We start from the raw sequence: 17363 nt of genomic DNA, 5'->3' as shown, positions 1-17363 counted from the left end.
CTCCGGACAGCACAGCACCAACCGATCAGACAAGGACGAACACAGCGTGGTGGATCACTCCCCGACCGACGACTCCGGCGACTTCCGCATCGAGCACGACACGATGGGCGAGGTGCGGGTCCCCCGCGACGCCCTCTACGCCGCGCAGACCCAGCGGGCGGTCGAGAACTTCCCGATCTCCGGTGCGGGCCTCGAGCCTGCCCAGATCGCGGCCCTCGCCCGCATCAAGAAGGCGGCGGCGCTGGCCAACGCCGAGCTGGGCGTGCTCGACGCCGACATCGCCACGGCGATCGCCGACGCGGCCGACCTCGTCGTCGGGGGCGGCTACGACGCGCACTTCCCGATCGACGTGTACCAGACCGGCTCGGGCACGTCCTCGAACATGAACATGAACGAGGTGCTGGGCTCGCTGGCGACCACGGCCCTCGGACGCACCGTGCACCCGAACGACCACGTCAACGCCTCGCAGTCCTCCAACGACGTGTTCCCCACCTCGGTCCACGTCGCCGTCACCGGCGCGCTCATCGAGTCGCTGATCCCCTCGCTCGAGCAGCTCGCCGAGTCGCTCGAGGTCAAGGCGGAGCAGTGGGCCGAGGTCGTCAAGGCCGGCCGCACCCACCTGATGGACGCCACCCCGGTCACGCTCGGCCAGGAGTTCGGCGGCTACGCCGCGCAGATCCGCCTCGGCATCGAGCGCGTGCAGTCGGCGCTCCCCCGCGTCGCCGAGGTCCCGCTCGGCGGCACCGCGGTCGGCACCGGGATCAACACCCCCGCCGGCTTCCCGCAGAAGGTCATCGCGCGCCTCGCGGAGGAGACGGGCCTTCCCGTCACCGAGGCCCGCAACCACTTCGAGGCCCAGGGCGCGCGGGACTCGCTGGTCGAGGCCTCCGGAGCGCTGCGCGTGCTCGCGGTGAGCCTGACCAAGATCAACAACGACCTCCGCTGGATGGGCTCCGGCCCCAACACCGGCCTCGGAGAGCTGCGGATCCCCGACCTCCAGCCCGGATCCTCGATCATGCCCGGCAAGGTGAACCCGGTGATCCCGGAGGCCGTCCTCATGGTCTGCGCGCGCGTGATCGGCAACGACGCCACCATCGCCTGGGCCGGCGCCTCGGGTGCCTTCGAGCTCAACGTCGCGATCCCCGTCATGGGGACGGCGCTGCTGGAGTCGATCCGCCTGCTCGCGAACTCCGCCGTGCTGCTCGCCGACAAGACCGTCGACGGCCTCGAGGCCGACGTCGAGCACGCCCGCGCCCTCGCCGAGTCCTCCCCCTCGATCGTCACCCCGCTCAACAAGGTGATCGGCTACGAGGCCGCCGCCAAGGTCGCGAAGAACTCGGTCGCCAAGGGGATCACCATCCGCGAGTCGGTCGTGGACCTCGGCTTCGTCGAGCGCGGCGAGGTGACGGAGGAGCAGCTCGACAGCGCCCTCGACGTCATGTCGATGACCCACCCCGGCTGAGCCCGGCCCTCCGACGGCCCGTCCCTGCGCTCGGCGCGGAGGCGGGCCGTCAGAGCACCAGCCAGAACCCCGTGAGCAGGAACGGTCCGAACGCGACCCGTCCGCGGGCGCGCAGCACGAGCACCCACAGCCCTGCCACCGCGAAGCCGACAGCGGGCGCGGCGACGACCTGCTCGGGTCCGAGAGCCGCGAGCGGCGGTGCGAGGGCCGCCTGGAGCTTCACGTCGCCGAGACCCAGCCCGCCCGCCGCATGCAGCACGCCCAGGCACAGCACCGTCGCGAGGACGGCGAGAAGCGTCCCCGCCGTGGGCGCGAGGACGGCTCCGACCACCAGCAGCGGGAGCGTGACCGCGTTCGGGAGCCGGTGCCCGCGCACGTCCGCCAGCACCAGCGGCACGCTCACGAGCGCCACCGGGACGAGGCCGGGCGCCCGACCGAGGTGCGGGCCCCCGATCAGGAGGAGCGCCAGGGCGCCCAGGAGCAGGGCGGCCCGGTCGAGTAGAGATCCGCGGAGCATCCGCCGAGACTAGGGGGCACCGCCCTCGGGGCGTCGGAGTTCTCCACAGGGCGGCCCGCCGGCGTGCTCGGGCGGCGGCGGGTCCCAGCCCGGCCTCAGTCGCGCGGTGGCAGCGGTCCCAGCAGGAGCGACGCCCAGGCGCCGTGCGCCGACGCGTCGTCGGAGGGGTGGAACTGCCCGGCGAGCACGTCGCGGTAGAGGCGGCCGAGCTCCGACCTGCGCTGGTACGCCGACCCGCCCGCGATCCGGACGGCGCTCTCGACCACGCGGAGTGCTCCCTCCGTGGTGCGGATCTTCACCCCCACCAGCGACGGGAACCAGCGCGCGCCCCGGTCGACGAGCGCGTCCACGTCGGCCGCCGCCGAGCGCAGGGGCGCCTCGAGCCCGTCGAGCAGCATCCCGGTCTCAGCCACCCGGTGCCGCACCTCGGGGTCCTCCGCCAGTGGCCGCCCTCCCGCCCGGAGGGAGGTCCGTCGGCGGACGGAGGCGACGGCGAGCTCGAGCGCGCGCTGCGCGACACCGAGGTAGACCGAGGAGATCAGCAGCTCGAAGGCCGCGAAGACGGCGAAGACGAAGGGGTCGGCGGTCGGTCCGACGGGCAGCGAGCGGATCATCCGCTCGGCCGGGACGACGACGCCGTCGAGCACCGTCGTGCGGCTCTGGGTCGCCCGCATGCCGAGCGTGTCCCAGTCGTCGCGGACCTCGAGCCCGGCGACCGGCGAGTCCGGCCTCCCGCGGTCGACGAAGCCGTGCACGAGCCGCGGCTCCGACCCGCTGTCGTCGCGGCCGAACACGCCGAGCCGCGTCCAGGCGGGCGCGAGGGAGGTGAAGACCTTCGTGCCGGTGAAGCGGTAGCCGCCGTCCCCGAGCGGCTCCGCCCGCGTCAGCGAGTCCGAGAGCACCAGGTCGTTGCCCGCCTCGCTGTTGCCGAAGGCGAAGACGTGACCCGCCGCGGCGTCGACGAGGACCGAGCGGAGGGAGTCGTCGCCCCGCTCGAGCAGGAGTCGCGCGATCCCGGTCCAGACCAGGTGCATGTTGACGGCGAGCGCGGTCGCGGGCGCGGCCGTCGCGAGGCGCGTCTGCTCGGCGGCCGCCTGCTCCAGGCCGAGGCCGGCACCGCCGAGCTCCTCGGGGACGAGCAGCGCCAGGTACCCGATCGAGCGCAGCTCCTCCAGGTCGTCCGCGCAGAACGCGTTGCGCTCGTCGTAGTCGGCCGCGCGGGTGCGGAAGCGCTCGAGGAGCGCGTCGTCGAGGATGCTCACCCGTCCACGCTACGCCCCGGTGCCCTGCAGGGACGCGCCCGGCCCGGGGATCCTCGGATCCCACGGACCGGACGCACAGCGATCCCGTCAGGCGAGCTCGTTCGATTCCAGCATCTCGGTGACCAGAGCGGCGATCGCCGAGCGCTCGGAGCGGGTCAGCGTGACGTGCGCGAACAGCGGGTGGCCCTTCAGCGTCTCGATCACGGAGGCGACCCCGTCGTGCCGGCCGACCCGGAGGTTGTCGCGCTGCGCCACGTCGTGGGTCAGCACCACCCGGGAGTTCTGCCCGACCCGCGAGAGCACCGTGAGCAGGACGTTCCGCTCCAGCGACTGCGCCTCGTCGACGATCACGAACGCGTCGTGCAGCGAGCGCCCGCGGATGTGCGTGAGCGGCAGCACCTCGAGCATCCCGCGCTCGATCACCTCGTCGAGCACGTTCTGCGACACCAGCGCCCCGAGCGTGTCGAAGACCGCCTGCGCCCAGGGGTTCATCTTCTCGGCCGCGTCGCCGGGCAGGAAGCCGAGGTCCTGGCCGCCCACCGCGTAGAGCGGCCGGAAGACCATGATCTTCTTGTGCTGGCGCTTCTCCAGCACCGCCTCCAGGCCCGCGCAGAGCGCCAGCGCCGACTTGCCGGTGCCGGCCCGGCCGCCGAGCGAGACGATGCCGACCTCCGGGTCGAGCAGCAGGTCGATCGCGAGCCGCTGCTCCGCCGACCGCCCGTGCAGGCCGAACACGTCCTTGTCGCCGCGGACCAGCGTGATCTGCCGCTTGCCGGCGACCCTCGCGAGAGCGGAGCCGCGGTCGGAGTGGACGACGAGCCCGGTGTTGACCGGGATGTCGGCCACGACGTCCGTGAAGAGCCGCTCGCGGTCGTAGAGCTCGCTCATCGCGTCGCCGCCGAGCGTCACGTCGTCCATGCCGGTCCAACCGGACTCGGGGGCCTGCTCGGCCAGGTACTCCTCCGCAGCGAGGCCGATGGAGGCGGCCTTCACGCGCATCGGCATGTCCTTGGACACGACGGTGACCACGGCGCCCTCGCTCTGCAGGTTGAGCGCGACGGCGAGGATCCTCGCGTCGTTGTCGCCCATCTGGAGCCCGCTCGGCAGCACCGACATGTTCGAGTGGTTGAGCTCGACGCGGAGCGTGCCGCCGCGGCCGACGGCGATGGGGAAGTCGAGGCGCTCGTGCTGCACGCGCAGCTCGTCGAGGCGGCGCAGGGCCTGCCGGGCGAAGTAGCCGATCTCGGGATCGTTGCGCTTGCCCTCGAGCTCGCTGATGACGACGATCGGCAGCACGACGGCGTGCTCCGCGAACCGGAACATCGAGGACGGATCCGACAGCAGCACCGAGGTGTCCAGGACGTAGGTGCGGAGGAGCTGATCAGCCGGATCCGAGGAGCCGTGCTGGACACGGCGGTGGACGCCGCCCTGCGTCCCGGTCTGCGGATCCATGCCCTGGGGAACTGTCACGACGACTCTCCACACTCCGGGGGCCGGAGCCCCCGGCTCATGTCCTCGAGCCGGTCTCATCGGTGCGTGTCGTGCACCGCGCAGTGTCCCTTCGGCGTCTGCGCGATGTCGAGCCGTACTTCTGTGGCCGTCTCGACCAGGCGCTGTACCTGATGACTCGAACCTAACGCGGCGAATGACATCCGTGTGCTTCTCACCGCTACGAATGTGTAACCAGTGTGTGAACGCGCGGAATCCGGCCTAGTAGTCGATGCTCGTGGCCGACGAGATCAAGGCGGCGCGGAGCAGCGCGAGGGTCGCGTCGGTGGTGCCGGCGTGCGCGCTGAAGCGGACGGTGCTCGGACGCAGGCGCGCGGTGACGCCGTGCGCGGCGAGGGAGGCCGCCAGCGGGGCCAGCTCCTCCGGCTCCGGCTCGACGACCACGATGCCGGCGCGCTCGTGCTCGCCGCGGGAGCCCACGACCGCCAGTCCGAACTCGTCCGCGAGGTCGACGATCGCGCTGACCCGCTCCGCCACGAGCGCGGCGATCGTCGACTGCCCGACCGCGGCGACCTCCTCCAGCGCCGACGCGAGCCGGGCCTGGGCGATCGGGTCCGGGTTGCTGATGCTGAAGGCGCGGGCGTCGCCGCGCGGCGGAGCCACCTCGTCCCACGGCTCCGCCTGCTCCGATCCCGTCCAGCCGGAGAGCACCGGGGTCAGCCGCGACAGCGCCCGCTCGCTGAGCGCGAGGAAGCCCGTCCCCCAGCCGGCGCGGAGCCACTTCTGGCCGCCGGTGACGACCACGTCCGCCAGCTCGTAGGGCGCGTCGACGACGCCGAAGCCCTGGATCGCGTCGAGGACGAGCATCCGGTCGCCGATCACGTCCCGGATCGCCGCGACGTCCGCGAGGTAGCCCGTGCGGGAGTCGACCAGGCTCACCGCGACGGTCGTCACGTCGCCCGTGAGCTGCTCGCGGACCGCCTCCGGCGTCACCCGTCCCTGCTCGGTCCGCAGCCAGCGGGGCTCCACCGAGCCGAGAGCCTGCGCCGAGCGCACCGCCGCGAACGGCAGGCTCGGGAACTCCGCGGCCGACAGCAGCACCGCGCCCGAGGCGCCGAACAGCGCGTGCAGGAGGCCGGTCGAGGTGTTGGGCTGGAAGACGACGCGGTCGGCGGGGACGCGCACGAGCGCCGCCGCCGCCTCCCGGACGCGCTCGTCCTGCCGGAACAGCTCGTCGAGGGTGCCGCTGCGCGCGCGCACCAGCAGCTCGACGGCCGCCTCCTGCTCGGCGGCGACGGTCGCCGAGAGCGGGCCCACCCGGCCGAAGTCGAGGTACCCGGTCTCCTCGCCGAAACCGGCGAGGTAGTCCTCGGTCGTGGTGGAGGTGGCCTCGTTCGAGCTCATGCCGGCCCTTCCGGTCGGTGGTGCGGCAGGAGCCGCGAGGTCAGCTGCCGAAGCGGCGGTGCCGTCCGGCGTAGTCGCGGAGCGCGCGGAGGAAGTCGACCTCGCGGATGTCGGGGCCGAGCGCCTCCATGAAGTAGAACTCGCTGTGCGCGCTCTGCCAGAGCATGAAGTCGGAGAGGCGCTGCTCCCCCGAGGTGCGGATGACCAGATCGGGGTCGGGCTGCCCGCTGGTGTACAGGTGCTCGCCGATGAGCTCCGGGGTCAGCAGGCCCGCGACGTCCTCGATGGAGGAGCCGCGCTTGCCGTGCTCCTCCAGGATGCTCCGCACGGCCTGGGCGATCTCGTGCCGCCCGCCGTAGCCGACCGCGAGATTGACGTGCAGGCCCGTGTGGGAGGCGGTGCGCGCCTCCGCCGTGTCGAGCGCGGCCACGAGCGAGGGCGGGAGGCCCTCGTCGGAGCCGACGTGCTGCACGCGCCAGTCGGGCTGCTGGGAGACCTCCTCGGCGAGGTCGGCGATGATCGCGATCAGCTCGGTCAGCTCGCTGCTGTCGCGGCCGACGAGGTTGTCCTGCGAGAGCAGGTAGAGGGTGACGTGGCGCACACCGAGCTCGTCGCACCACTGCAGGAACTCGTGCACCTTGGCGGCTCCGGCCCGGTGGCCGTGCGCGGCGGTCTCGAGGGCCCGCTGCCGCGCCCAGCGCCGGTTGCCGTCGATGATCATCGCGACGTGGTTCGGCAGGGAGTCGGGGGGAAGGCTCGAGCGGAGGCGCTTCTTGTAGACGCCGTAGAGGAGGTCCCTTCCCACAGGCAGTCTCGGCTTCGGCACAGTGACACGGTAGTCGACCCGGGGCGCTCCTCGAAGCCCGGCGGCGCTCGGCGTCGGCCCGGGACGGCGTCGTAGTCTGTCCGGCATGAGCCAGCGGCCGACGCCTCCCCCGTCCGATCCCCGCGCCCGCACCGACCGCGGCGGAGACGCCGTCGGAGCGGACGGCCCGGACCTGCCCGCCCTCCCCCTCGTCGAGGACGCGATCGAGCACGACTCCTCGGCGGAGGTCCGGCCCACCTGGCGCGGCTGGATCCACGCCGGCCTCTTCCCGCTCGCGATCGTCGCCGGAGTGGTGCTGATCGTGGTCGCGGAGGGGACCGCGGCGAAGTGGGCGGCCGCGGTGTTCGCGACCACGTCGCTCCTGCTCTTCGGGAACTCCGCTCTGTACCACCGCTTCGACTGGAAGCCGCGGACGAAGATGATCCTCAAGCGGATCGACCACGCCAACATCTTCCTGCTGATCGCCGGCACCTACACGCCGCTGGCCGTGCTCGCCCTGCCGCCCGCGCAGGGCACGCTCCTGCTGGTCCTGGTCTGGGCGGGGGCGCTGCTCGGGATCGGCTTCCGCGTCTTCTGGATCGGGGCGCCGCGCTGGCTCTACGTGCCGCTCTACCTGCTGCTGGGCTGGGCGGCCGTGATGTACCTCGGTCCGCTCTTCGAGGCCAGCGCGACGATGATGGTGCTCGTCCTCGTCGGCGGGCTCTGCTACTCCGCGGGCGCCGTGATCTACGGGATCAAGAAGCCCAACCCGGTCCCGGGCGTCTTCGGCTTCCACGAGATCTTCCACGCGCTCACGGCCGTGGCGTTCCTCTGCCACTGGACGGCGGCGCTGATCGTCTCGCTCCACCCCGCCTACAACGCCTAGAGACGCCCGGGCCCACCGCTGCGGGCCGGGCTCAGCCACCGGTGCGGGCCGGGCTCAGCCCTCGCTGCGCTCCGCCTCCTCGGCGTCGAGCCGCTCCTTCACCTGGGCGGTGTAGGTGGTGCGCCGCACGCGCCGGACCATGTCGAGCGCGAGGAGGACGGCCGCCAGAGCGATCACGAGCATCGTGATGAAGCCGAAGAGGCCCGGCGTGACCGTGTCCTCGTTGAACTCGGGACCCGGGGTCGGCACCGTCGTGGAGGCGAGGACGACGGCGCGCTGGGCGCCCTCGAGCAGCCCGGCGATCACGCGCGCACCTCGTCGGCGACGACGACGCCGGAGCCGTCGGGCTCCGGGGACACCGGGGCGTCCCCCGAGGGCTCGGGGTCGGGCGCGATCGGCGGGACGACCGCGGTCGGGCCCGGGGCGAGCTCGGCCAGGTCGAGACCGGCGAAGAGATCCGTCTCGGGCGTCGGCGCGTCGACCCGGCTCTCGACGAGCTGGAAGTCGTCGGTCGGCCAGGCGGCGTCGATCGCCTCGTGCGGGAGGAAGAAGAAGGCGTTGTCCGGAGCGACCTGGCTGGCGTGGGCGAGCAGGGCCGCATCGCGCCGATCGTGGAAGCCGGAGATCACGACCCGCGTGGTCGCGAGGTACGGGGTGTCCTCGTTCCAGCGCTTCATCTCCTCGAAGACCGACAGGCGCGGGTCCTCCGGGTCGATCGAGCGCAGGTGCTCGGCGATCGCCCGCAGCTTCTGGCCGCTGAAGACGCGGTCGTAGTACAGCTTCGAGATCGACCACGGAGCGCCCGCGCCCCGGTACTCCTCGGCGAGGCCCGCCGCGCGGTACGCCTCGACGGCGACCTGGTGGGCGCGGATGTGGTCGGGGTGCGGGTAGCCGCCGTTCTCGTCGTAGCTGATGATCACGTGCGGCCGGAACCGGCGGACCAGGCGCACGAGCGGAGCGGCGGCCGTGGCGAGCGGCAGGCCCGCGAACGAGGCGGCGTCGACCTTCCCGTCCTCGGGCATGCCGGAGTCAACGAAGCCGAGCCAGGCGTGCTCGACGCCGAGCGCCTCGCGAGCGGCCGCCATCTCGTACCGGCGGAGGCCGCCGATGTCGCGCTCGGCGTGCGCGCGGGCCTCGAGGCCCTCGTTCAGCACGGAGCCGGCCTCGCCTCCGGTGCAGGAGACGACCATGACCTCGGCGCCCCGCGAGGCGTAGGCGGCCAGCGTCGCCGCGCCCTTGCTCGACTCGTCGTCAGGATGGGCGTGCACGGCGAGAAGGCGCGGAGTGTCCCGCACCTCCGAATCGACGGAGACCTCGACGGCCTGGGACACGATCGCTCGATTCCTCGGGGTTTAATGGGATCGGCGCTCCCGTCCGCGAAGGACGCGCGCCACCCGTCCAGAGTAGACGCATCACCCAGGGAGTTCCGTGGCCGCCCGCACGTCCGAGAGCGTCGAGGGAGCCGCCGCGCCCGCGCTCGATCCGGACGCCGTCCGCGCCGCCGGACCCCTCGCCACCCGCTACGGCCGCACGACGCGCACCCGCCGCGGCAACCGCTGGCTCTTCGGCGGCGTCGCGCTCGCCTTCGTCGCCGTCTTCGCCGCCTGGGTCGTCTGGGCCGGACTCGACGGAGCACGCGGCGGGGTGGACGTCCAGGACACCGCGCACCAGGTCGTGGACGACCGCACCGTCACCGTCTCCTTCGACCTCACCGCGCCCGTCGGCCGCGAGGTCGCCTGCGCGGTCCAGGCCCTCAACGAGCAGTCCGCCGTGGTCGGCTGGCTGGTCGTGGAGTACCCCGCCTCGACGGAGCGCTTCCGCTCCTACACGGAGACGGTCCGCACCACCGAGCTCGCGAACACAGGTTTGATCTCCTCCTGCTGGCTCCCGTAGGCTTGCCCGAAGCCCTGACGGACTCGTCGGGGCCTCGCCATTCCCACCGCCGCCTGACGCCGGCCGTCCCCACCGCCGGACGCGGACACCTCCGCACGGTGCTGCCGGGCGCCGCGAGCGCGGCCCGCAGAGCAGGAGCCCACCATGGCCGACCAGTCACAGGTGACCTGGATGACCCAGGAGTCGTACGACCGCCTCGAGGCGGAGCTCACCGAGCTGTCCACCAACGGACGCGAGGAGATCGCCAAGCGCATCGAGGTCGCCCGCGAGGAGGGCGACCTGAAGGAGAACGGCGGCTACCACGCCGCGAAGGACGAGCAGGGCAAGATCGAGGCCCGCATCCGCCAGCTGACCTCGCTCCTCCGCGAAGCCGAGATCGGCACGCCCCCCGAGAGCCACGGAGTCGTCGAGGCCGGCACCATCATCACCGCCGAGATCGCCGGCGACGAGTCCCGCTTCCTCCTCGGCAACCGCGAGATGGCGGGCGAGAGCGACCTCGACGTCTACAGCCCCCAGAGCCCCCTCGGATCGGCGATCATGGGCCTGAACGTCGGCGACACCGCCCGCTTCACAGCACCCAACGGGCGGGAGATCGAGGTCCGCGTCGCCAACGTCGAGACCTGGTCCGGCCACTGATCGCACGTCGCGGCGCTCTCCGCGACGTTGTCGTCGGGCGCGATACCGCCGGTATCGCTTCCTCCTCCGCCTTGCGGAGAACGCCGCGACGCACGATCAGCCCTCTCTGAAGGGGAGCGGGGCGCCGGCTTCGCGGCGACAGCGTCGGGCGCGATGCCGCCGGTACCGCTTCCTCCTCCGCCTTGCGGAGAACGCCGCGACGCACGATCTGCCCTCTCCAGACGGGGGGGGGCGCCGGCTTCGCGGCGACAGCGTCGGGCGCGATGCCGCCGGTACCGCTTCCTCCTCCGCCTTGCGGAGAACGCCGCGACGCACGATCAGCCCTCTCCAGACGGGGGGCGCCGGCTTCGCGGCGACGGCGGAGGACGCGAGATTGCCGTGATCGCCGTGATCGGCTTCTTCCCCGCTGTACCGGGAACGCCGCGACGGACGAACCGCCTTCCCCGGACCGTGGGCGCCGGAATCGCGACGGGATCGCGGACGCGGCGCCCTCGAGCGGTCAGTTGCGGGAGATCCGGGGGGCGTAGCCGGCGTCGGTGAGGACCTGGATGACGCGGTCGGCGTGCTCGGGGCCGCGGGTCTCGACGCTGATCTCGATCTCGACCTCGCTGATCTGCAGGCCCCGGCCGTGCCGGGTGTGCAGCACCTCGACCACGTTCGCGTTCGCCTCCGAGATGAGCTCCGCGATGCGCGACAGCTGCCCCGGACGATCCGGCAGCCCGATGCTCATCTTGAGGTAGCGCTCCGACGCGGCCAGGCCCCGGCTGATCACCCGCTCCATCATCAGCGGATCGATGTTGCCGCCCGACAGGATGACCGCGGTCGCTCCGGCGTCGCGGATCTTCCCCGTCAGGATCGCCGCGATGCCCACCGCGCCCGCGGGCTCCACCACGAGCTTCGCCCGCTCCAGCAGCACCAGCAGGGCCCGGGCGATGTCGTCGTCCTCGACGGTGACGACCTCGTCCACCATCTCGCGGACGATCGCGAAGTTCAGCTGCCCCGGCTTCGCCACGGCGATGCCGTCGGCGATCGTCGGAGAGATCGTGATCGCGGTCGGCTCGCCGCTCGCGAGCGAGAGCGGGTACGGCGCCGCGTTGGCCGCCTGCACGCCGATGACGCGGAGCGTGCGCCCCTCCTCGGCCGCCTTCTGCTTGGCCGCCGATGCGACCCCGGCGATGAGGCCGCCGCCGCCGATGGGCACCACGATGGTCTCGACGGCGGGGGCCTGCTCGAGGATCTCGAGGCCGACCGTGCCCTGGCCGGTGATCACGTCGGGGTGGTCGTAGGGAGGAACGAAGACCGCGCCCGTGCGCTCGGCGAACTCCGCCGCCGCCGCGAGCGCCTCGTTGAAGATGTGGCCGCTCAGCACCACGTCCGCGCCGTAGTCGCGGGTGGCTGCGAGCTTGGGCAGCGCGACGCCGATCGGCATGAAGATCGTGGCCTTGATCCCCAGCTCCCGCGCCGCGTAGGCGACGCCCTGCGCGTGGTTGCCGGCCGAGGCCGCCACGACTCCGCGGGCCCGCTCCTCCGGGGTGAGCCGCGACATCCGGAACACCGCTCCGCGGATCTTGTAGGAGCCGGTGCGCTGGAGGTTCTCGCACTTGAGGAACACGGGCGAGCCGAGGACCTGCGCGAGGAAGGTGCTCGTCTCCATGGGGGTGGTGGCGATGACGGGGGCGAGGACGGCGCGGGCCGCCTCGAACTCGTGGAGGGCGGGTCCGACGACGCGGCTAGTCTGCATGCTCTGCGGCAACTCTCTCGGGGGTTCGGGTCGGCGAGCGCCAGGCTCCGCTCGCGACGTACTTGACCATGACGTTGAGCGTGGCCACGACGGGCACCGCGAAGAAGGCGCCGGCGATGCCGCCGATGATCGAGCCTCCGGCCACAGCGAGCACGACGGCCAACGGGTGGACCTTGACCGCCGACCCCATGATCAGCGGCTGGAGGATGTGGCCCTCGAGCTGCTGCACCGCGAGGACGACGATCAGCAGGAAGAGCGCGATCAGCGGTCCGTTGTAGACCAGTGCGATGAAGACGGCCAGCGCCCCCGTCACCACGGCGCCGATGACCGGCACGAAGGAGCCGAGGAAGACGAGCACGCCGATCGGGATGGCCAGCGGGACGCCGAGGAGGAAGGAGCCGAGGCCGATGCCGACCGCGTCGACGAAGGCGACCAGGATCTGCACCTTCACGAAGTTGGTCAGCGTCACCCACCCTGCGCGACCGGCGCCGTCGACGGCTCCGCGGGCGCGGCGCGGGAAGAGGCGGACGACCCAGCTCCAGATGTTCGGCCCGTCGATCAGGATGAACAGCGTCGAGAAGAGGGTGAGCAGCACGCCGGTCAGCAGGTGGCCGACGGTCGAGCCGACGCTGAGCGCGCCGCTGACCAGCATCCCCGAGTCCTGCTGCAGGGCCGTGAGGGCCTGCTGCGCGTACTGGTTGATGTCGGTCTCGGTGAGGTGGAGCGGCGACTCGAGGAGGAAGGCCTTGAAGTCGTCGTAGGACTGCACCGTCTGCCGGCTGAGATCGTCGAAGCCGGAGTAGACCTGGGTGACGACGAGGAAGAGGAGCCCGCCGATCACCACGACGATCCCCAGCTCCGCCAGGACGACGGCGGCCCACTTGGGCCAGCGGTGGCGCTGGAGGAAGCTCGAGAACGGCACGAGCAGGGCGGCGATCACGATCGCGAGCAGGAGCGGGATGACGATCAGCCGCAGCTCGATGACGAGCAGCACCAGCACCGCGAGCGCCGCGACCACGACGAGGACGCGCCAGGCCCAGGCGCCGGCGATGCGCATCCCGTCGCTCACGAAGGCCGAATCGGCGACGGGAGCGGGCCGGTAGGGGGCGGCCGGGGCGACGGGCGCGACGGGCGCGGCGGGCTGGACGGCGCGCGGGCCGGAGGTGCGGCGGGACCTGCCGAGTCTCATCTGCCCAGACTAGGCCCCGGCGCATACCCCGCGCGGTATCCCCGGGGAGTGCTCATGCGGCGGCGCCGACCGCCGCCTGCTCCGGTGCCGGACCGACCGCGACCGGGCGCCGCGCGGGCAGCACGCCGACCCGCTCCCCCGGCTCGAGGCGGTGCCCCGACGCGTGCTGGACGGTGACCTCCTCGCCCGTCGACAGCCGGACGGTCGAGCGCCGCACCGGCCCCAGGAAGCTCGAGGCGAGGACGACTCCGGGCAGGGAGTCGGGAGCGCCGTCGGCCACGACGGCGAGGTCCTCGGGGCGGAGGAACACCGACACAGGCCCGTCCGCTACCGCCGCGTCGACGAGCGGCAGGCGCACGCCGAGCGCGAGGACCGATCCCGACGAGACCGTCCCCGCGACCACCGTCGAGAGGCCGACGAAGCGGGCCGTGAAGGCGGTCGCCGGGCGCGCGTAGAGGTCCTCCGGTGCACCCAGCTGCTCGATCCGCCCGGCGTTCATCACCGCGACGCGGTCGGCGACGGCGAGCGCCTCCTCCTGGTCGTGCGTGACGAAGAACGTGGTGATGCCGATCTCGGACTGCAGGCGCTTGATCTCGTCGCGCAGCTGGACGCGGACCTTCGCGTCCAGTGCCGACAGAGGCTCGTCCAGCAGCAGCACCCGCGGCCGCGTGACGAGGGCGCGCGCGAGCGCCAACCGCTGCTGCTGGCCGCCGGAGAGCTCGTGCGCGTAGCGGTCGCCGAGGGCGCCGAGGCCCACGACCTCCAGCGCCTCCCCCGCGGCCGCTCGGCGCTCGCGCGCCCCGACTCCCCGGGTGCGCAACCCGAACTCGACGTTCTCGCGCGCCCGCAGGTGCGGGAAGAGCGAGTACGACTGGAAGACCATGCCCATGTCGCGCTTCGCGACGGGGACGTGGGCGACGTCCTCCTCGTCGACGAGGATCCGCCCCGCGTCGATCCGCTCGAGACCGCTGAGGGCGCGCAGGGCTGTGGTCTTGCCGCAGCCGGAGGGGCCGAGCAGCGCGATGAACTCACCCGGGGCCACGTCGAACGAGACGCCGTCGAGCGCTCGCGCGGAGCCGTAGTGCCGCTCCACGTCGACGAAGCGCACGCGGGCGCCGGGGAGGGTGGAAGCGGTCACGAGGAGCCTTTCGAGGAGTGCGCCCGGCCCGTCGGCAGGCCGATCCGCGCGAGGCGGCCGATCCCGAGCAGGAGGGCGAAGGCGAAGAGGAGGGAGAGCAGCGAGAAGATCACGGCGACGTAGGCGTCGGACTTCGACACCTGCACCAGGCCGGTCTGGAGAGTGGTGCGGCTGAGGAGCGAGGCGATCGTGTACTCGCCGAGAACGACTGCGACGGTGATCAGCGCGGCCGCGACCAGGCCCCGGCGCAGGTTCGGCAGGAGGATCCTCCCGAGCACCGCGAGCGGGCCCGCGCCGAGCGAGCGGGCCGCCTCCGAGAGCGTCACGGCGTCGAGACCGGCGAGGTCCGCCGCCACTGCGCGGTAGGCGTAGGGCAGTACCAGCACCCCGTAGGCGAGAGCGAGCGTCCATGGCGCGGAGCCGGCGAGCTCGGTGACCACGGAGTAGACCGGCGCGAGGCCGACGACGAGGACGATGGCGGGCACGGTCAGCGGGAGCAGGCAGACCAGCTCCAGAGCCCGGCGCAGGCGCGGGAGCCGAATCTCGACGAGCAGCATCGTCGGCACCAGCAGGACCAGGACGATGAGGGCGGTGACGACGGCGAGGACCAGCGAGTTGCCGATCCCCTGGAACAGCGAGCGGTAGGCGCGCTCGTTCTCCGGGTCGAGGATCGCCGTCCAGTGCGAGAGGTCGTGGCCGTCGGCGCCGCGGAGCGTGAACTCCGCCATCGCGACGATCGGGACGGCGAACACCAGCCCGGTGATCACGAGCACCGCCCCGGACAGGAGCCGCGCGGGCCTCATCGCTGCCACCGCCGGGCCCGGCGCTGCAGCAGCGCGTACCCGGACATCAGGACCACCATCACCGCGAGCATCCCGAGCGCGAGGGCGCCCGCGAGGTTCTCGCGGCCCAGCACCGTCTCGCTGACCAGCGCGGCGCGGATCTGCAGCGGGACGATCTGCGCGCCCTGGCTGATGAGCGCCGCCGCGGTGGCGAAGGAGGAGAACGCGTTCGCGAACAGCAGCAGGACGCAGCCGAGGAACGACGGCGCCAGCACCGGGAGTGCCACGTGCAGCCAGTAGCCGAGCCGACCCCCGCCGAGCACCGCGTTCGCCTCGGCCCACTCCGGACGCAGGCCCTCGAGCGCGGGCAGGAACGTGAGCACCATCAGGGGCACCTGGAAGTAGAGGTAGGGGAGGACGAGCCCGGGCAGCTGGTAGAGCCACACGCCGTCGGCGTAGAGGTCGACGCCCGCTCCCGCGAGGAGGGTGGTCACCAGCCCCTGCACGCCGATCGTCGCGATGAACGCGAACGCGAGCATCACGCCGCCGAACTGCGCGAGGACGCTCGCCGCTGCATCGACGACGGTCCGGAGCGCCCCGCGCGGATCGGAGCCGAGCAGGGCCAGGCACACGACCGCGCCCAGCATCGCGCCGACGACGGCGGTGACGGCCGAGAGCCCGAGCGACGCGCCGAAGGCGGACAGCACGACGGGATCCCCGAGCGCCAGCACGTTCGCCGTGGTGAAGCGGCCGTCTCCGTCCGTGAATCCGGTCGCCACCGCGAGGACCGTGGGGACGGCCAGGAACAGCAGGACGTAGAGCGCGAAGGGGGCGACGCCCAGCACGGCCGGGGTGCCGCGCCGTCCCCGGAGCGCGGACGCCCCGGAGACGGCCTCGGCGGGAGCGGTGGTCACTGGATCGCCGCGGCCCACTTCTCGGCGAGGAGCGACGAGGCCGCCTCGGTCTGCTCCTCCGTGAACTGGACGAGGTCGGAGGGAGCGGCGCCGACGGCGTCGAGCGCGTCCTGGTCGACCGTGCCGGCCTCGGTCATCGCGGCCAGGCGCACCGGGTAGGCGCCGGCGGCGAGGTAGAGGTTCTGTGCGGCGTCGGAGTAGAGGTACTCCTGCCAGAGCCGCGCGGCCGCGGGGTGCGGAGCGTCGGCGTTGACCGCCTGGTTGTAGTAGCTGCCGACGGCGGAGCCCGGGAGGACCGTCGTCGTCCACTCGCGGGTGCCCTCGTTCGCCTTCCCGGCGGCGAGGTTGTTGTAGCTCCAGTCGAAGACGACCGGGGTCTCGCCCGAGGCGATGGTGGCGTCGGTCGGGTCCAGCGGCAGGAAGTTGCCGGCGTCGTTCAGCCTCTCGAAGAAGTCGATCCCCGCCTGGACGTCGTCGGCGGAGCCGCCGGACTGGAGAGCCGCGAGCTGCACTGCGGCCGCGGCGGCTCCCGCCTGGGTCGGGTCGCCGTTGATCGCGACCGAACCGCGGTAGTCGGCGCCGAGGAGGTCCTCGAGCGACGTGGGCGCAGGCACCGCGGCCGCGTCGAATCCGATCGACATCAGGCCGGTGTAGTCGTTGACCCAGAGGCCCGACTCCTCCTTGTTCCCCTCGGGGATGTCGTCCCAGGACTCGACCTTGTACGGCGCGAACATGTCCGTATTCGCCAGAGCGACGGCCGGCCCCAGGTCGAACACGTCGGGAGCGGTGTCCTGCCCGGCGAGGTTCTCCGCCGTGCTGATCTCCTCCGCGGAGGAGACGTCGGGGTCGGCGGAGTTCACGGTGATGCCGTACTCGTCCTCGAAGCCGCTGATCAGCTCGCCGTAGTTCGCCCAGGTGTCGGGCAGGGCGATGACGTTGAGCTCGCCCTCGGCCTTCGCCGCCTCGACCAGGGCGTCCAGCCCGCCGAGGTCCGCGGCGGATGTGGCGGACGCCGCGTCCGCGCCGCCGCCGTCGGACGAGGCGGTGGCGCCGCCGGAGCAGGCCGAGAGCGTGAAGACGAGGGCGGTGCCGGCGGCGGCGACCGCGGCGGTGCGCGACAGGCGCTGAATGGTCAAGGGTCCTCCAGGAGTCGGGTGGGCCGCCCCGGTGGGACGGCCTCGGGAACGGTAGGAGCGCCGCGAGACGGCGAGGGAGCGCGGCGGTGAATGCCGGGCGAACGCCGGGGGCCGAATCGGGGACGGCGATGTCGGGGGCGTTCGCTAGC

At 72.7% G+C, this 17363-nt stretch carries 17 protein-coding genes; 4 read left to right on the top strand and 13 right to left on the bottom strand.

Annotated features, from left to right (window positions below):
* Window positions 1-46 precede the first annotated feature (46 nt).
* Window positions 47-1462, top strand: a complete 1416-nt coding sequence (locus GTU71_RS02145) for a class II fumarate hydratase (RefSeq protein WP_159939204.1) — start codon at window positions 47-49, stop codon at window positions 1460-1462.
* Between the two features lie 49 nt (window positions 1463-1511).
* Here GTU71_RS02145 and GTU71_RS02140 read toward each other — a convergent pair whose 3' ends face one another.
* The 5 genes from GTU71_RS02140 to GTU71_RS02120 all read right to left on the bottom strand — a co-directional run bounded on the left by GTU71_RS02140 (window position 1512) and on the right by GTU71_RS02120 (window position 6920).
* Complete coding sequence (locus GTU71_RS02140; protein ID WP_159939203.1) at window positions 1512-1979, bottom strand: prepilin peptidase; 468 nt, start codon at window positions 1977-1979, stop codon at window positions 1512-1514.
* A 95-nt stretch (window positions 1980-2074) separates the two neighbouring features.
* Entirely contained in the window at window positions 2075-3241 is a 1167-nt protein-coding gene (locus GTU71_RS02135) for an acyl-CoA dehydrogenase family protein (RefSeq protein WP_159939202.1), read from the bottom strand.
* A gap of 87 nt (window positions 3242-3328) precedes the next feature.
* Window positions 3329-4693 carry a PhoH family protein gene (locus tag GTU71_RS02130; RefSeq protein ID WP_159939201.1) on the bottom strand — a complete coding sequence of 455 codons (1365 nt, stop codon included), beginning with the start codon at window positions 4691-4693 and terminating at the stop codon, window positions 3329-3331.
* Between the two features lie 258 nt (window positions 4694-4951).
* Complete coding sequence (locus GTU71_RS02125; protein ID WP_159939200.1) at window positions 4952-6094, bottom strand: aminotransferase class V-fold PLP-dependent enzyme; 1143 nt, start codon at window positions 6092-6094, stop codon at window positions 4952-4954.
* A gap of 40 nt (window positions 6095-6134) precedes the next feature.
* Window positions 6135-6920 carry an isoprenyl transferase gene (locus GTU71_RS02120; RefSeq protein WP_244230612.1) on the bottom strand — a complete coding sequence of 262 codons (786 nt, stop codon included), beginning with the start codon at window positions 6918-6920 and terminating at the stop codon, window positions 6135-6137.
* An 85-nt stretch (window positions 6921-7005) separates the two neighbouring features.
* Between GTU71_RS02120 and GTU71_RS02115 the strand changes: the two genes are divergently transcribed.
* A complete protein-coding gene (locus GTU71_RS02115; protein WP_104268443.1) occupies window positions 7006-7785 on the top strand; it encodes a hemolysin III family protein in 780 nt (259 codons plus the stop codon).
* A 54-nt stretch (window positions 7786-7839) separates the two neighbouring features.
* Here the strand turns inward: GTU71_RS02115 and GTU71_RS02110 are convergent, their stop codons facing one another.
* Both GTU71_RS02110 and mca read right to left on the bottom strand, forming a co-directional pair.
* A complete protein-coding gene (locus tag GTU71_RS02110) occupies window positions 7840-8091 on the bottom strand; it encodes a hypothetical protein (RefSeq protein ID WP_244230611.1) in 252 nt (83 codons plus the stop codon).
* Window positions 8088-9116, bottom strand: coding sequence for a mycothiol conjugate amidase Mca (gene mca, locus GTU71_RS02105; protein WP_244230610.1), 1029 nt, complete (start codon window positions 9114-9116; stop codon window positions 8088-8090). The genes GTU71_RS02110 and mca overlap by 4 nt, the downstream gene beginning before the upstream one ends.
* Window positions 9117-9213: 97 nt before the next feature.
* Here mca and GTU71_RS02100 point away from each other — a divergent pair, with 97 nt between their 5' ends.
* Both GTU71_RS02100 and greA read left to right on the top strand, forming a co-directional pair.
* Window positions 9214-9678 carry a DUF4307 domain-containing protein gene (locus GTU71_RS02100; RefSeq protein WP_104224427.1) on the top strand — a complete coding sequence of 155 codons (465 nt, stop codon included), beginning with the start codon at window positions 9214-9216 and terminating at the stop codon, window positions 9676-9678.
* 144 nt (window positions 9679-9822) lie between these two features.
* On the top strand, window positions 9823-10314 hold the full coding sequence (gene greA, locus GTU71_RS02095; protein ID WP_104225519.1) for a transcription elongation factor GreA: 492 nt from the start codon (window positions 9823-9825) through the stop codon (window positions 10312-10314).
* Window positions 10315-10813: 499 nt separating this feature from the next.
* Here the strand turns inward: greA and ilvA are convergent, their stop codons facing one another.
* From ilvA to GTU71_RS02070, 6 genes are read right to left on the bottom strand one after another with little or no spacing between them, the layout of a single operon-like run.
* The gene (gene ilvA / locus GTU71_RS02090; RefSeq protein ID WP_159939199.1) at window positions 10814-12055 is read right to left on the bottom strand and encodes a threonine ammonia-lyase; all 1242 of its coding nucleotides are present in this window, start codon (window positions 12053-12055) and stop codon (window positions 10814-10816) included.
* Complete coding sequence (locus tag GTU71_RS02085) at window positions 12045-13244, bottom strand: AI-2E family transporter (RefSeq protein ID WP_159939198.1); 1200 nt, start codon at window positions 13242-13244, stop codon at window positions 12045-12047. Before GTU71_RS02085 ends, ilvA begins: the two co-directional genes overlap by 11 nt.
* A gap of 52 nt (window positions 13245-13296) precedes the next feature.
* Window positions 13297-14382 carry an ABC transporter ATP-binding protein gene (locus tag GTU71_RS02080; protein ID WP_244230609.1) on the bottom strand — a complete coding sequence of 362 codons (1086 nt, stop codon included), beginning with the start codon at window positions 14380-14382 and terminating at the stop codon, window positions 13297-13299.
* Window positions 14379-15185 carry an ABC transporter permease subunit gene (locus tag GTU71_RS16370; protein WP_244230608.1) on the bottom strand — a complete coding sequence of 269 codons (807 nt, stop codon included), beginning with the start codon at window positions 15183-15185 and terminating at the stop codon, window positions 14379-14381. The genes GTU71_RS02080 and GTU71_RS16370 overlap by 4 nt, the downstream gene beginning before the upstream one ends.
* Window positions 15182-16078 carry an ABC transporter permease gene (locus GTU71_RS02075; RefSeq protein WP_159939196.1) on the bottom strand — a complete coding sequence of 299 codons (897 nt, stop codon included), beginning with the start codon at window positions 16076-16078 and terminating at the stop codon, window positions 15182-15184. Before GTU71_RS02075 ends, GTU71_RS16370 begins: the two co-directional genes overlap by 4 nt.
* A complete protein-coding gene (locus GTU71_RS02070; protein WP_208543625.1) occupies window positions 16075-17208 on the bottom strand; it encodes an ABC transporter substrate-binding protein in 1134 nt (377 codons plus the stop codon). Before GTU71_RS02070 ends, GTU71_RS02075 begins: the two co-directional genes overlap by 4 nt.
* Window positions 17209-17363 lie beyond the last annotated feature (155 nt).

Origin of the sequence: Rathayibacter sp. VKM Ac-2762, from assembly GCF_009866585.1 — a bacterium.
GTDB lineage: Bacteria > Actinomycetota > Actinomycetes > Actinomycetales > Microbacteriaceae > Rathayibacter.
This window is presented reverse-complemented; position numbering and strand designations above follow the sequence as displayed.